At 63.3% G+C, this 14,293-nt stretch carries 14 protein-coding genes and 1 tRNA gene; 10 read left to right on the forward strand and 5 right to left on the reverse strand.

Annotated features, from left to right (window positions below; genetic code table 11):
• Positions 1 to 48: 48 nt before the first annotated feature.
• Entirely contained in the window at positions 49 to 1,554 is a 1,506-nt protein-coding gene (locus JEQ47_RS07015) for an NAD(P)H-hydrate dehydratase (RefSeq protein WP_198875627.1), read from the reverse strand.
• Between the two features lie 153 nt (positions 1,555 to 1,707).
• Between JEQ47_RS07015 and JEQ47_RS07020 the strand changes: the two genes are divergently transcribed.
• From JEQ47_RS07020 to JEQ47_RS20610, 4 genes are all read left to right on the forward strand, one after another.
• Positions 1,708 to 2,355 carry a PilZ domain-containing protein gene (locus tag JEQ47_RS07020; RefSeq protein WP_198875628.1) on the forward strand — a complete coding sequence of 216 codons (648 nt, stop codon included), beginning with the start codon at positions 1,708 to 1,710 and terminating at the stop codon, positions 2,353 to 2,355.
• Positions 2,356 to 2,523: 168 nt separating this feature from the next.
• Positions 2,524 to 3,177, forward strand: a complete 654-nt coding sequence (locus tag JEQ47_RS21015; protein WP_198875629.1) for a PilZ domain-containing protein — start codon at positions 2,524 to 2,526, stop codon at positions 3,175 to 3,177.
• Between the two features lie 85 nt (positions 3,178 to 3,262).
• The gene (locus JEQ47_RS20605) at positions 3,263 to 3,589 is read left to right on the forward strand and encodes a dihydrofolate reductase family protein (RefSeq protein ID WP_236020662.1); all 327 of its coding nucleotides are present in this window, start codon (positions 3,263 to 3,265) and stop codon (positions 3,587 to 3,589) included.
• On the forward strand, positions 3,507 to 3,845 hold the full coding sequence (locus tag JEQ47_RS20610) for a dihydrofolate reductase family protein (protein WP_236020663.1): 339 nt from the start codon (positions 3,507 to 3,509) through the stop codon (positions 3,843 to 3,845). The genes JEQ47_RS20605 and JEQ47_RS20610 overlap by 83 nt, the downstream gene beginning before the upstream one ends.
• A 51-nt stretch (positions 3,846 to 3,896) precedes the next feature.
• Here JEQ47_RS20610 and glnA read toward each other — a convergent pair whose 3' ends face one another.
• Together glnA and JEQ47_RS07040 are read right to left on the reverse strand one after the other, a co-directional pair.
• Positions 3,897 to 5,306, reverse strand: coding sequence for a type I glutamate--ammonia ligase (gene glnA, locus JEQ47_RS07035; protein WP_198875630.1), 1,410 nt, complete (start codon positions 5,304 to 5,306; stop codon positions 3,897 to 3,899).
• 67 nt (positions 5,307 to 5,373) lie between these two features.
• On the reverse strand, positions 5,374 to 5,712 hold the full coding sequence (locus JEQ47_RS07040; RefSeq protein ID WP_086469323.1) for a P-II family nitrogen regulator: 339 nt from the start codon (positions 5,710 to 5,712) through the stop codon (positions 5,374 to 5,376).
• 219 nt (positions 5,713 to 5,931) lie between these two features.
• On the opposite strand from JEQ47_RS07040, the gene JEQ47_RS07045 reads away from it, so the two are divergent.
• The 5 genes from JEQ47_RS07045 (at position 5,932) to JEQ47_RS07065 (ending at position 9,850) form a co-directional block, all read left to right on the forward strand.
• Positions 5,932 to 6,288, forward strand: coding sequence for a nuclear transport factor 2 family protein (locus tag JEQ47_RS07045; RefSeq protein ID WP_198875631.1), 357 nt, complete (start codon positions 5,932 to 5,934; stop codon positions 6,286 to 6,288).
• 61 nt (positions 6,289 to 6,349) lie between these two features.
• Positions 6,350 to 6,434 (forward strand) — tRNA-Leu (locus tag JEQ47_RS07050).
• A 45-nt stretch (positions 6,435 to 6,479) separates the two neighbouring features.
• Positions 6,480 to 7,859 (forward strand): trigger factor, encoded by a 1,380-nt coding sequence (gene tig, locus JEQ47_RS07055; protein ID WP_198875632.1) that lies wholly within the window; start codon positions 6,480 to 6,482, stop codon positions 7,857 to 7,859.
• Between the two features lie 359 nt (positions 7,860 to 8,218).
• Positions 8,219 to 8,566, forward strand: a complete 348-nt coding sequence (locus tag JEQ47_RS07060) for a PRC-barrel domain-containing protein (RefSeq protein ID WP_236020747.1) — start codon at positions 8,219 to 8,221, stop codon at positions 8,564 to 8,566.
• 126 nt (positions 8,567 to 8,692) lie between these two features.
• Positions 8,693 to 9,850: a GGDEF domain-containing protein gene (locus JEQ47_RS07065; protein WP_198875633.1), complete on the forward strand. Its 1,158-nt coding sequence runs from the start codon at positions 8,693 to 8,695 to the stop codon at positions 9,848 to 9,850.
• Here JEQ47_RS07065 and JEQ47_RS07070 read toward each other — a convergent pair.
• Positions 9,847 to 11,367 (reverse strand): ABC-F family ATP-binding cassette domain-containing protein, encoded by a 1,521-nt coding sequence (locus JEQ47_RS07070; RefSeq protein WP_198875634.1) that lies wholly within the window; start codon positions 11,365 to 11,367, stop codon positions 9,847 to 9,849. The genes JEQ47_RS07065 and JEQ47_RS07070 overlap by 4 nt on opposite strands.
• Positions 11,368 to 11,645: 278 nt before the next feature.
• A complete protein-coding gene (locus JEQ47_RS07075; RefSeq protein ID WP_198875635.1) occupies positions 11,646 to 11,813 on the reverse strand; it encodes a hypothetical protein in 168 nt (55 codons plus the stop codon).
• 297 nt (positions 11,814 to 12,110) lie between these two features.
• On the opposite strand from JEQ47_RS07075, the gene parE reads away from it, so the two are divergent.
• Positions 12,111 to 14,126 carry a DNA topoisomerase IV subunit B gene (parE, locus tag JEQ47_RS07080; protein ID WP_198875636.1) on the forward strand — a complete coding sequence of 672 codons (2,016 nt, stop codon included), beginning with the start codon at positions 12,111 to 12,113 and terminating at the stop codon, positions 14,124 to 14,126.
• Positions 14,127 to 14,293: the final 167 nt, after the last annotated feature.

A 14,293-nucleotide genomic window follows, 5' to 3' on the forward strand; every position in this document is an offset into this window, starting at 1 on the left:
ACCATCCGGCAAGCACCCGCCTGTCACCCCTGCTGGAAAATTTGACTGTCAGCGGCTGTCAGCAGCAGCACCGTATGCCCGGTAGTAGTCGCGGAGCACTGCGGGCAGCAGGGCGGGGATATCCTCGCTCAGCATGCCCGGGCCGCCGAAGCGGTTGGCAGCCTCGCCATGCAGCCAGACCGCGGCGCAGGCTGCTTCGAAGCCGGGCATGCCCTGAGCGAGGAGCCCGGCCACCATGCCGGCCAGCACATCCCCTGCCCCGGCCGTGCCCAGCCAGGTGGGCGCATTGTCATTGATGGCGGCGCGCCCGTCGGGTGCGGCAATGACGGTATCGCGCCCCTTGAGAATCACCACCGTGCCGGACAGCGCCGCAGCGAGGCGCGCGCGTTCGAGCTTGCTGCCGCCGATATCCGGGAAAAGCCGGCCAAACTCACCTTCGTGCGGGGTCAGGACGACGGGCGCGCCGCGCGCGGCGATATCGGACCAGAGCCGCTCGGCATTGCCGGAAAAGCTGGTAAGGGCATCGGCATCGAGGACGAGCGCTGCCGCGGATGCGACTAGCGCGGCAACGCGCGATCGCGTCTGAGCGCCGATACCGGCAGCCGGACCGATGACGACAGCCTTGATCCGCGTGTCGCCCAGAATCGCCGCCAGTTCGGACGGCTTTTCGGCCTCCTTGAGCATGATGGCGGTGACGTGGGCCGCGTGAACTTTCAACGCCTCGGCCGAACCGAGCAGGGTCACGAGCCCTGCCCCGCTGCGAAAGGCGCCGAGCGCAGACAGACGGGCCGCGCCGGCTTGTAGTGGACCGCCCGAGATCACGGCGACATGGCCACGATCGAACTTGTGACGGTCGCCTTCATGATCGGGCAGGCTCCAGAGCCCGGGATGATTGCGCCATGTGCGCACGGCCAGCGCTTCGAGCACCATGTCGGGAATGCCGATCTGGGCAAGATGGAGATGCCCACACTGGGCCTTGCCTTGGTCGAGGATATGGCCGGGCTTGAGGCGGAAGAAAGTGACGGTTTCGGTCGCCCGGATAGCAACCCCGCGCAGCGCGCCCGTGGCGGCGTCGAGGCCGCTCGGCACGTCCACGCTGATGACCGGGACCGGCAGGGCGTTCACCGTGGCAACCAGGCCCGCCACGTCGCCGGAGAGATCGCGGGCCAGGCCCGACCCGAACATGGCGTCGACGATGAGGCTGACGATGCTCAGATCGGGTAGGCCCGGACCTTCGACCTCCCCCTGCCAGCGGTCCGCCATGGCGGCGGCATCACCCGCAAGGGTCTCGCGCGGCACGGACAGCCAGACGCGGACCGGCCAGCCGGCCTCCTGCAGCAGGCGGGCAACCACGAATCCATCGCCGCCATTATTGCCCGGACCGCAGAGAACCAGGACCGGGTCCATTTGGTAACCGGCCAGTATCCGCTCAGCCACGGCGGCGCCCGCAGCCTCCATCAGCGCCAGCGAGGGCGTGCCGAGGGCGATGGCCAGGCGATCCGCCTCGGCCATTTCGGAGGGATTGAGAAGGGCAAGTTGCGACGTCAATTGCATGATAGTTCGACCAAAATGACCGATTGCGAAAATTGCGATGATTCAGATTAGCAGCAAATTTACGGCGGACGGTTCAGGTGGCCGCACTGGGAGAACTCCTTAAGGACTACGCGGTAGGGTTTTCACCGGTAATGGCAAATGGGAGGGGAGCCCATGTCGTTGACCGCCGCTTTTGACGACGAAAGTCTGCGCGCACCTTTCGCTATAGAAGATGTCCGTTTCATCGGCGCACTGGCAGGACGCTACGCCCTGCCCGATCGCCGCCGCACGCCGGACGACAAGATTCCAGTTTACGCCTGCCGCCTGTGCTCGATTTCGACCCGCATGCTGGTCACGGTCGGGCCGGTCGTCGGCAAGGAAGGCGAGACGGTCTCGGCCCATTTCAACGAATTCGGCATCCTGCGCGGACGGATAACGCGCCGCCTGGCATCCGGTTTCGTGACCAATCTCGACCTGGGAGACAGCGAGCGGGAAAAACTGGGCGCCAAGATCGACTGGCACAAGAAGCATGTGCACGCGCAGGTGCCGGACAAACGCGAGCATCGGCGCATCCTGCCGCGCGATCCGCGCAGCCTGATCGTGCTGGCCGATGGCCGCAAGGTACCCTGCTTCATCATCGACGTGTCCCGCTCGGGAGCGGCGGTGTCGGCGCATTTCTGGCCGGAACTGGGCATGCCCATGGCGCTGGGCCGAGTCGTCGGGCGCGTCGTGCGGCATCTCGAGGTCGGCTTTGCGCTGCAATTCATCCAGCCCCAGGAATTCGAGGATCTGGAATACCTGGTGAAGCCACCGGCCGAGTGAGCTGACCCGCCCCCTGTTTCAACGCCATCCGATGCCGTCGGGTGGCGTTTTCGTTTACGCGGCAGAGGGCGGCACAAACCGGCGGAAAGATAAAATGCAAATCCCCGGTGCAAGGACGCGTTGACGTGGCTCAGCCATGCTCAACCGATCACCTGGGGGAGGTCTTCTGTGTCCGAAGGTCTGGAACGTCCTACAATCGCCTTGCACGGCATTGCTTCCGTGGCGGGCCGCTACGTCATCGGCGATCAAGCCATGCATCCCGGCATCAATCTCTTCGCATGCCGGTTGCGCATGATCGGCAGCGACAACCTTCGGGTCACCGCTCCGGTCATTCCGCAAATGGGTGAAATCGTTTCGGCGAGCTTCACCTCGTTCGGGACACTCACCGGAACGGTGACGCGCCAATATGACGACGGCTTCGAGATGGGATTTGTGCAGAGCGATGCCGAGCGCGACGCCCTCAACGCACGGATCACCAGTTTCAGCGAGAAACTTTGGACCACGACCAGCGACCGGCGCAGCGCCGAGCGGGTGATGCCCAGCAATCCGCGCACGGTGATCGCGCGGCCCGATAACTGGTCGCAGCCCTGTCTCATTGTCGATTATTCCATCTCGGGCGCCGCCGTGTCTGCGGCCTTCCAGCCGGCGGTGGGCGAAATCGTCACCGTCGGACGGGTGACCGGCGAAGTCGTGCGCCTCTTCGACTTCGGCTTCGGTGTGCGCTTTTTCGAACCGCAGAGCGCCGATCATCTCGAATCCCTGCTCGAAGCGCCCGACGAATGGCGCGACGTAATGCGGCGGACTTTCCGCGCCGCCCAATAGCGCCGGCCGAAAATGTCGATCGGGCCATGCGAACCTCGTCGCACTGATGACGCCTTGAGGCGTTGTACAGACGAGGAGACCTCTGATGGCCAAGACCGTACTCTACATGTCCATGTCGCTGGACGGCTATATCGACGGCGCGCGCGAGAGCATCGACCGCCTGCATAGCTGGTTCTTTCCCGATGGCGCCGACCTCGATCTCGACGAGACGCCAGACCGCCTTGGCGGCGTCAACGGCCAGGTGTTCCGCGAATTAATGGACACTGGCGCCGTGGTCGCTGGCCGCGGCACGTTCGAGCCCGCCAAGGGCTGGGGCGGCGACCACCACAATGGGGTACCCCATCTATATCCTCAGCCGGCACGCAGCGCCGGGCTGGGCGGCCGACTGGCCCCTCGTCCGCTATGTGGATGATATCGGCCGGGCCATGAGCGCGGCCAAGGAGCGAGCGGGGAGCCGCGACGTTCTGGCCCATGGCGCCGGCATTGCGCGGCTCGCCCTTGCCGCGGGCGTTCTGGACGAGATCGAAATCCACCTCGTACCAGTGCTGCTCGGTGAAGGCAGGTTGCTGTTCGACCATCTCGGGCTGGGTCCGCAGGAGCTGGAGCGCGTCAGGGTGCTCGAGGGCGAGAACGGCATTACCCATCTCCGCTTCCGCGTTTGCCGCTAGACAAGAAAAAAGGGGCCCCGGAGGGCCCCTTTCCTATTCGTCCGGATCCGCTTAGGCGGAGTAGTACATTTCGTACTCGACCGGGTGCGGGGTGTGCTCGAACTTGATGACTTCGCCCATCTTGAGTTCGATGTAGCTGTCGATGAAGTCGTCGTCCATGACGCCGCCAACCTTGAGGAACTCGCGGTCGGCCGAGAGGTTTTCCAGGGCTTCGCGGAGCGAACCGGACACGGTCGGGATCTCCTTGAGCTCTTCCTTCGGCAGTTCGTAGAGATCCTTGTCCATCGGATCGCCCGGGTGGATCTTGTTCTTGATACCGTCGAGGCCGGCCATCAGCAGCGCGGTGTAGGCGAGGTACGGGTTCGCCAGCGGATCGGGAAAGCGGACTTCGACGCGCTTGGCCTTCGGCGACTGGCCGAAGGGGATACGGCAGGAAGCCGAACGGTTACGGGCCGAATAGGCCAGGAGAACCGGAGCTTCGAAGCCGGGCACCAGACGCTTGTAGGAGTTGGTGGTCGGGTTGGTGAAGGCGTTGATGGCCTTGGCATGCTTGATGACGCCGCCGATGTAGTAGAGGCATTCCATCGACAGGCCGGCATACTGGTCACCGGCGAAGAGCGGCTTGCCGTCCTTCCAGATCGACATGTGGCAGTGCATGCCCGAGCCGTTGTCGCCGTAAACCGGCTTCGGCATGAAGGTCGCGGTCTTGCCATAGGCATTGGCGACCTGCTGGACGGCGTACTTGTAGATGAGCACGTCGTCGGCCGAGGCGATCATCTGCTTGTACTTGAGGCCGAGCTCATGCTGGGCGGACGCCACTTCGTGGTGGTGCTTCTCGATGATGACGCCCATCTGGCCCATGGCCTCGAGCATTTCACCGCGCATGTCCTGGGCGCTGTCCAGCGGCGGAACCGGGAAATAGCCCTTCTTGAGGCCGATATGGTGGCCGTTGTTGCCGCCTTCATAGTCGGAATTGTTGTTGGTCGGCAGTTCGTGCGCGTCGACCGAGAAACCGACATTGTAGGTGGTGTTGGAATACTTCACGTCGTCGAAGATGAAGAATTCGGGCTCGGGGCCGAACACGACGGTGTCACCAACGCCCGACGACTTGACCAGGCCTTCGGCCTTCTTGGCGATGGAGCGCGGGTCGCGGTTGTAGGGCTGATAGGTGTTGGGCTCGAGGATGTCGCAGTTGATGGCGAGGGTCGAGGCAGCGAAGAACGGGTCGATATAGGCCGAGTTCGGATCGGGCATCAGCACCATGTCCGACTCATTGATGGCCTTCCAGCCGGCGATCGAGGAACCGTCGAACATGACGCCGTCCTCGAACAGGTCGGCGTCGACGACCGACGCGTCCATGGTGACATGCTGCAGCTTGCCGCGCAGATCGGTGAAACGCACGTCGAGATACTTGATGTTCTCTTCCTTCATGCGCTTGATGATGTCGGCTCCGGTCGTCATAGGTCTTCCCCTGTCTTAGACGGAATGCTTGTTAGTGGTTGGTGGCAGTCGGCGATGGACCTGCGCCTCAGAGCGCGTCGTCGCCAAACTCGCCGGTACGGATACGGATGGCCTGCTCGATGGAATAGACGAAGATCTTTCCATCGCCGATGCGACCGGTTTGCGCGGCTGCGCGGATCGCTTCGATGGCCTTTTCAGCCAGGTCGTCGGGGCACACAACCTCGACCTTAACCTTGGGCAGGAAATCCACCACATATTCAGCGCCGCGATAGAGCTCCGTATGGCCCTTCTGGCGCCCGAAACCCTTGGCCTCGGTCACGGTGATGCCCTGCAGGCCAACTTCCTGCAGCGCTTCTTTGACTTCGTCGAGCTTGAATGGCTTTACGATAGCCTCGATTTTTTTCACTCACGCCTCCAATGGCCGTCTTCGGCAGTTACCGGTCCCTTCGTATGCATGGCGTGTGCCAGCCATGCCAAACACCGAAAAGCCGTGTTAGGACAGACGTTTGAGAGATGAAGCGGCATGGGCGGAAACCTACCCATCACCGCCTAATGCCTAACTTGTGGGCAGATTGAGCGTTTCGTGAGCAATATCGACATGGCGGAAAGGCCAAGAGTGCAGCAGATGACCAAAATGACGCCATTGGAGTGCGTGACGGTGCAGTTCGAGGCCTATAACAGGCGGGACCTCGAGACGTTTCTGTCGGTTTTCGCCGATGGGGTGCAGACCTACCGGCTGCCCGACATGACGCTGATGCTCGATGGCAAGGCGGCCTTTGGTGACTTCTATGCGGCCAACCGCTTCGTCCACGAAGGGCTGAGGGCGGAGCTCGTGAACCGGATCGTCACCGGCAACACTGTGATCGACCACGAGCTGATCCACGGGCTCGGGCCGGAGCCGATGGAAGCGACGGTGATGTTCCATGTCGCGGATGGGCTGATCCAGACGGTCTTCTCCATTCCCGCCAAAACGCCAAGCTAGGCTTTGACTGGCTTACACTCTTCATATAGATGCATCGCCAACCCGGCCGACGGGGACCCTTGCGGGTGTGGCGGAATTGGTAGACGCACTGGATTTAGGTTCCAGCGCCGCAAGGCGTGGAGGTTCGAGTCCTCTCACCCGCACCATAGCGGCCTCGGCCGAACGAGATTGAACAAGACGGGATCAACCCCATGCAGGTAACCGAAACCCTCAACGACGGCCTCAAGCGCAAGCTCAGCGTCACCATTCCGGCCGCGGACCTCAATACGCGCCTCGACGCCAAGCTCGAAGAGCTCAAGGGCCAGGCCAATATCAAGGGCTTCCGCCCCGGCAAGGTGCCGACCGCCCACCTCAAGAAGGTCTATGGCCGCTCGGCCATGTCGGAAGTCATGACCGACGCGATCAACGCGACCGTCTCGGACACGCTGGACGAGCGCAAGGAACGCGCCGCCGCCCAGCCCAAGGTCGACCTGCCACAGGACCAGGGCGTCATCAATGACGTGCTCGACGGCAAGGCCGATCTCGCATTCGAAGTTGAATACGAAATCCTGCCGCCCGTTACCCTGATGGACATCAAGGGCGTCAAGCTCAACAAGCCGGTCATCGAAGTTTCGGAAGCGGAAGTCGACACCGAGGTCAACCGCGTGTTCGCCCAGAACCGCGGCTACACCAACAAGGGTGACGACGCCGTTGTGGAAACCGGTGACTACCTGGGTCTCAGCTTTGTCGGCAAGATCGACGGCAAGGAATTCGATGGCGGCTCGTCCGACCATGCGCACCTGACCGTCGGCTCGGGCGAATTCATCCCCGGCTTCGAAGAGCAGCTCGTGGGCGCCAAGAAGGGCGAGACCCGCGAAGTGAAGGTGACCTTCCCCAAGGATTACCAGAACGCCGAGCTGGCCGGTAAGGACGCCGTGTTCGACGTCACCATCCTGCATGTCGACGGCCCCAATGCCGGCGAGCTGGACGACGATTTCGCCAAGCGCCTCGGCCTCGAAGACGTCGCCGCGCTGCGCAAGGCGATCCGCGAGCAGATGGAAAACGCCCTCGCCTCGATGGGCCGCCAGCACATGAAGCGCCAGGTGCTCGACGCCCTCGACGATGGCCACAAGTTCGACGTCCCGGCCCAGTTGGTCGAGGCCGAGTTCAACACCATCTGGCAGCGCGTCGTCCATGAGATCGAGCATCACGGCCGCTCCTTCGAAGACGAAGGCACGACCGAAGAAGCCGCCAAGGAACAGTACCAGCGGATCGCCGAGCGCCGCGTGCGCCTGGGCCTCGTGGTCGCCGAAATCGGCAACCAGAACGAAGTGCAGGTGACCGACGACGAGCACCAGCAGGCGCTGATCGCCGAAGTCCGCCGTTTCCCGGGCCAGGAACAGCAGGTCTACGACTACTACCGCAAGAACCCGCAGGCGCTGGCCAGCCTCCGCGCCCCGATCTTCGAGAACAAGGTCGTCGACCACATCATCTCGCTGGGCGACGTCACCGACCAGAAGATGAGCCGCGACGAGCTCGCCAAGCTGATCCAGGCCGACGAAGACGAAGTTCCGGAGGAGCACCACCACTAAGGTGGAGCGCCTGACCGTTTGAAAAGGCCGCCTTCGGGCGGCCTTTTTGTTTTCGCCGATCGATGTGATCGCCCCACCGGGCGGCGCATTGAACCAATTGCGGGCGCCGCGCTTTTCCCCTGCAGTGAAGGAGAATTGCGATGACCCACTACACTTCGGACGCACCTTTCCAGCCCAAGGGTGACCACAACCGCCGCCTGTCGCTCGGCATCGACCCCGACGTGTTCGCGGCCGAGGCCGGCATCACCACGGAAGAACTGCGGGACTATGAGCGCACCAGCCCCGACCACGACTATGACCCGGGTGTTGCCCTCAAGGTGACAATGGCCCTCGATCGGCTGGAGCAGAGCCTTCCGAACCTGCAGAACGGACGCGGTGAAACGGCGCGGCAGACCAACCCCACGCTTGACCATGACCAGCACGAACCGCTGACCGAGGCCGAGCTTGTGCCGGGCGTGCTGGAAGGCGCCACCATCTATGGCGCCGACAACCAGGAGATCGGCAAGGTTTCGCACCTGCATGGTGCCGGCCCGGCCGCACAGGTGATCGTGGATGTCGGCGGCTTCCTCGGCATTGGCGCCAAGCCTGTTGCAGTGGGCATGGCCAGCCTCGACTTCATGCGCGACGAGGCGGGCCGCGTGCATGCGGTGACGCTGTGGACAAAGCGCGACCTGGAACAGATGCCCGAACACCATCACCACCACTAAGCGATCAGCAAGGACCTGATCGGAAACGATATTGTTCCGCGCCGACGTGTCCTGCCGGCGCGGATTAAGGTTTACTTATTGCCTGCCAAATAGATTTCGCGCGTAACACGCGGTTCGGGCATCGGCATGTCGGCTCAGTTCTACCTTTCCCTGCTGAACCCGATCCTCGCGCTGTCTTTCTCGATTCTGGTTGCCCTGCTCTGGCGTCGCTGGCCGAACCACGTCTACTTCTTCCCGCTCAGCGTCGCGTTCCTTTATCTCGGGCTCGGCTTCATCACCCAGGAATGGCCGCTGTTCTCGAGCCCCGGCGCGGTCAACTATGCCGGCAATGCGCTGTTCTATGGCGCTGTGCTTCTCGCCTGCGTCAGCGCGATCGTGCGGGTGCGGGCCAAGATGCCTGTGATCCCGTTTGCCCTGGTTACGGTAGCAGCATTTACCGGATTCTTCTATTTTGCCTTGGTGACGCCCTCGACCATGGGGCGCATTGTGGTCTTGAGCGGTGGTTTTGCGATCACCGCCGGTATCACCCTGGTGCAACTCGCCCGCGCCGGATTGCGCACCCTGGCAGACAGGCTGTTCATGTCCGCCGTGGGCCTAGGCACGCTGCTCGCCGTGGGCAGGCCATTGCTGATTCTCTCTGGCGGGCTCTCGCTCAATGCCGATGGTGGGGTGACGCAATCGTCCTATTGGGGATCCATAGCCGGGCTGACGCCGCTGCTGGCGATCTTCATCGTGGCGATTTTCGTGTTTTCGCTGGTGCTCGACATCGTCACGCAATTGCGCAGCGAGGCCGACCACGACCTCCTGACCGGGCTGTTCAATCGCCGTGGTTTCGAGGCGGCCGTCGCGGACGCGATGGATAGCCAGGATACGATACCGGCCCTGCTGGTCGCCGACATCGACGATTTCAAGCAGGTCAATGACCGCTTCGGCCACGCGGTGGGCGACCGGGTCATCGCCACCGTGGGCAGGGTCCTGGCCCGTTCTGGCGAAGCGGACTGTTCGGGCCGGATCGGCGGCGAGGAATTCGCGCTGTTCTATCGCAACGCGACCCCGGCGCGCCTCAAGGTCATTTCCCGGACCATCGCCGCGGAACTCGGGGAACAGGGCGTCGAGGGCCTGCCGGCAGGTTATCCGCTGACGCTCAGCATCGGCCTTCATGCGCGGCAAGGCGGCGAAACGCTCGAGGATATGCAGGTGCTGGCCGACAGGGCCCTTTATCGCGCCAAGGCGGCCGGCAAGAACCGGGCAGAGGCGTCCCCTGCCCGGCTGAAGCTGGCCTAGCGATCCAGGGCCGCCTGCGCCTCGAGAAAGTCCTCGGGACTATCCACCTCCACCAGCTTTCTCCGTTCGATCAGCAGAAAACGCGTGCCGATGGCGCGCAGGAAGGCTCGATCGTGGGTGACGAGAATGGTTGTCGCCCCCTGCTCCCGGATGTCGTCCTCGAGCTGCTCCTGGCCCGGAATATCGAGGTGATTGGTGGGCTCGTCGAGGAGATAGAAGTTGGGCTTTTCGAGCCGCAGCGCCAAAAGGGCGAGGCGCGCCCGCTGGCCGAGCGACATGGTGCGGATCGGTCTCGATTGCCGGTCCGGCGGAAAACCGGCACCGGCGAGCAGAGCGATGGTGCGCCTGTCTCCCTCGTCGAACCGGTGCAACAGGTAATCGAGCGGTGACGGATCGAGCGGCAGCCATGCCAGTGCCTGGTCGAGATAACCCGGCGCCAGTTGCGGGCTGATGCGCATACCCGACGGTACCGAGCCGGCGAGCGCCTCGGTGACGACGCGCATAAACTGGGATTTGCCGGTGCCATTGCGCCCCAACAGCACGATGCGATCGCCCTGGAAGATGTGGAGCTTGTCCACGGTGAAGAGCGGACGGCCATCGGGCGTCGCCACCGGCACGTTTTCGAAGGCCATCATGACCCTCGCCTCGGCGCCTGAATTGCCCAGCTTGACGAGGCCGGTGCGGTCACGATGGACCTCCTGCACCTGGGTCTCGATCTTTTCGGCGCGGTCGCGCAACTGCTTGGATTTGACGACCAGCAGGTCGGAGCCGGAATTGATGCCGACATTGGTGAGCTTAGCCGCCTGCTTGCGAAGCTGGGTGGCGTATTTGAGGTCTTTTTCGCGCTGGGCCTCGGCCGCAGCGTCGATCTGGTCGAGTTCGGCGCGGGCGGCCGAATAGGCCAGCGGCAGATAGACCTGCTCGCTGGGCCGCAGGAACAGCGTGCGGTTGGTGACAGCGTCGAGAAAGGCACGGTCGTGGCTGGCGATGACCACCGGCAGGTTGCGGGCGGCATAGCCGAGCCACTCCTCGAGCATCAGGATGCGCCCGAGATCGAGGTGGTTGGTCGGCTCGTCCATCAGCAGGGCATCGGGCTGGGTCACCCAGGCCCGCGCCAGCAAAGCCATGCGCTGCCAGCCGCCACTAAGCTCGGCCAGAGGTTTGTCGCGGAATTCGGCGGGAATGGCCATTTCGTCCAGCACGACGTCAACCCGCCAGCCTTCGTTATCGAGGGTCGCCGCATCGAGGGCAGAGGCGACGAAGGCGGCGAGGGTCAGCGTCAGGGCGCTTTCCGGAACTTCCTGCGGAACATAGCCGACCGTGAGGCCACGCGAGCGCGTGATCTCGCCGTCGCTGAGTTCGGCCTGGCCCGCCATGGCCCGCAGCAGCGTGGTCTTGCCGCGGCCATTTGGCGCCACGAGGCCGACGCGGTCGCCGTCGGCTATGACAAGATTGAGATTGGAGAAGAGAAGGTCGCCTGCGCGGTGGCCGGCTTGTTGGAGGCTGATCGTGCCCATTTATTCGCTCACTGGATCGGCGCCGTCATAGGGCGCCATTGCCGTCAGTTCAGCGTCCTGGCAGTGGCCAGGCCGCCATGAAGGGCAACCAGGGATCGGGAACGGATAGGTTACGTCCGGACCAGGCTGGTCAGCCCTGCAGCTCAAGCCGCAGGGCCTGGACGGGTCCACGGGAACGATGCGTCTGAAAAACAGTCATGCAGCCCTCCCCTTCAGGTGTGGACCAATTGGCGAATGCGCAAATACCTAACCGCGCCGCCGGAGCAACGCAAGTCAGGTCAGACGAGATAGAAGAGAATAGTGGCGCCAAACACGGCGCCGGCACGAGAAACACGAAAACTGGCCAGCCGGTACGCAGTACTCAAAAATCCGGCTATCGGCCAATATCCGAGCGCCGAGCCGACCTTGACCGATTGATACGCAATACCCGGTTGTTCGGCTCGCATACGGCAACTCCAGACAAAAACCGTATGTCCACTTGTCTATCAGGACGCGCTTAAGAAAGTGCTCCCAAGACGGAAACGAGGGGTAAACCGGCCGGCCTATCTTGGGACGAATTTTTCCCAATACGGATCGCCGGCAGGCATCCGGGAGCATGCAAGGTTCATCTCCCGTTCCGCTTGACTGCCATATGGCTGCCTTGCTTGTGGGAATTGGTCGGGCGGCCGAAATCTAGGGAAATGCCTGCTATATGCTAGGTATCGGACCAGCCCGATTCGGGCCGAACCTTTGTTGGAAAGTGCATGTCAGATCTGTTCGGAAGCGCCGCACCCTCTCCAGAACCGAAAAAGGAAACTGCGCCGGCCAAGCCATCCGCGCGGTCCGCTCCGGTAACCTCCGAGGCTTATGGCGCGTCAGATATCGAGATCCTGGAAGGGCTTGAGCCGGTCCGGCGACGGCCGGGCATGTATATCGGCGGCACCGACATCAATGCCTATCACCACCTCTTCGCCGAGGTGATCGACAATTCCATGGACGAGGCCATTGCCGGCCACGCCACGCGCATCGAGGTGCATCTGGGAGCCGACGGATACATTACCGTTACCGATAACGGTCGCGGCATTCCGGTCGAAAAGCATCCGAAATTCCCAAATCGCTCGACCCTCGAGATCGTCCATACGGTGCTTCACGCCGGTGGCAAGTTCGACAGCAAAGCCTATGAGACCTCTGGCGGCCTGCATGGCGTCGGCGTCTCGGTGGTGAATGCGCTTTCCGACGACATGGTCGTGGAGGTGGCGCGGGACCAGCAGCTTTATCGCATCCAGTTCTCGCGCGGTCTCGTGGTGGAGGACGTGGTCAATGTCGGGCGCGTGCAGAACCGCCGCGGCACCACGACGCGCTTCCACCCCGACCCGCAGATTTTCGGGCCCACGGCACATTTCTCGGCCGGCCGTATCTTCCGCATGACCCGCGCCAAGGCCTACCTCTTCGGTGGCGTCGAACTGCGCTGGAGCTGCGACGAGAGCCTGGCCAACGAGGAAGTACCCGCCAAGGCGGTGTTCCACTATCCCGATGGCCTCAAGGACTACATGACGGCCCGCATCGAGGGCGAGACGCGCATCACCGACGAAATCTTCTCAGGGCGGAGCGGCAAGCCTGGCAGCCATGGCGCGGTGGAATGGGCGATTGCCTGGACTATCGGCGATGGCGGCACGCAATCCTATTGCAATACCGTGCCGACGCCCGATGGCGGGACGCATGAAGCGGGCCTCCGCATGGCGCTGCTGCGCGGGCTCAAGAACTATGCCGAGCTGACCAAGAACAAGGGCGCCGCCAACCTCACCGCCGAGGACGTGCTCACCTCCTGCGCGGCCATGCTGTCGGTGTTCGTGCGCGAACCGGAATTCGTCGGCCAGACCAAGGACAAGCTGGCTTCGGGCGAAGCCACCCGCATCGTCGATACGGCGCTGCGTGACGCCTTCGACCACTGGCTGGCAGCCTCGCCGCAGCAGGCTGGGAAGCTCCTCGACTGGGCCATCGACCGGGCCGAGGAGCGCCTTCGCCGCCGCAAGGAAAAGGAAATCGACCGCGCGAGCGCGACGCGGAAACTGCGGCTGCCCGGCAAGCTGGCCGACTGTACGCAGAATGCCGCGCAGGGCGCCGAACTTTTCATCGTCGAGGGCGACTCGGCCGGCGGGTCGGCCAAGCAGGCCCGCAATCGCGCCAACCAGGCGGTGCTGCCGCTGCGCGGCAAGATCCTCAACGTGGCCGGCGCCAGCCGCGACAAGCTGGCCGCCAACCAGCTCATCGCCGACCTGATCCAGGCGCTGGGCTGCGGCACGCGCGATCGCTACGTGGAAGACGACCTGCGCTACGACAAGATCATCATCATGACCGACGCCGACGTGGACGGCGCCCATATCGCGTCGCTGCTGATCACCTTCTTCTTCCAGGAAATGCCGCGGCTGATCGAGAACGGGCACCTTTATCTCGCTCTGCCCCCGCTCTATCGCATCAGCCAGGGCGGCAAGACGCTTTACGCGCGCGACGACGCGCACAAAAACGAGCTCATGCAGACCGAGTTCACCGGCAAGGGCAAGGTCGACATCACCCGCTTCAAGGGTCTGGGCGAAATGCCGTTCGCGCATCTGCGCGAGACCACGATGTCGCCCAAGACCCGCACGCTACTGCAGGTCAAGGTGCTCGACGATCGCGACGTCACCCGCAGCACGGTCGACCGGCTCATGGGCAACAAACCGGAAGCGCGCTTCGAATTCATCCAGGAAAACGCCGCGTTCGTGACGGATCTGGATATTTGAGCGGCGGAGCAGCGGGGACTTATCCCTGCCCACAAATCCTCTGCGATATTCCTCCCATCAGCCGGGTGGAGATGGGGTTGCAACGATCAACCGTCCGGCGACAGCCGGGAGCATCCTGAATCGTTATGGGGTGTGGGTCCGGAGATGGGAAATCCCGGCGCAAGCCG

It is taken from the genome of Devosia sediminis, assembly GCF_016411825.1.
GTDB lineage: Bacteria > Pseudomonadota > Alphaproteobacteria > Rhizobiales > Devosiaceae > Devosia > Devosia sediminis.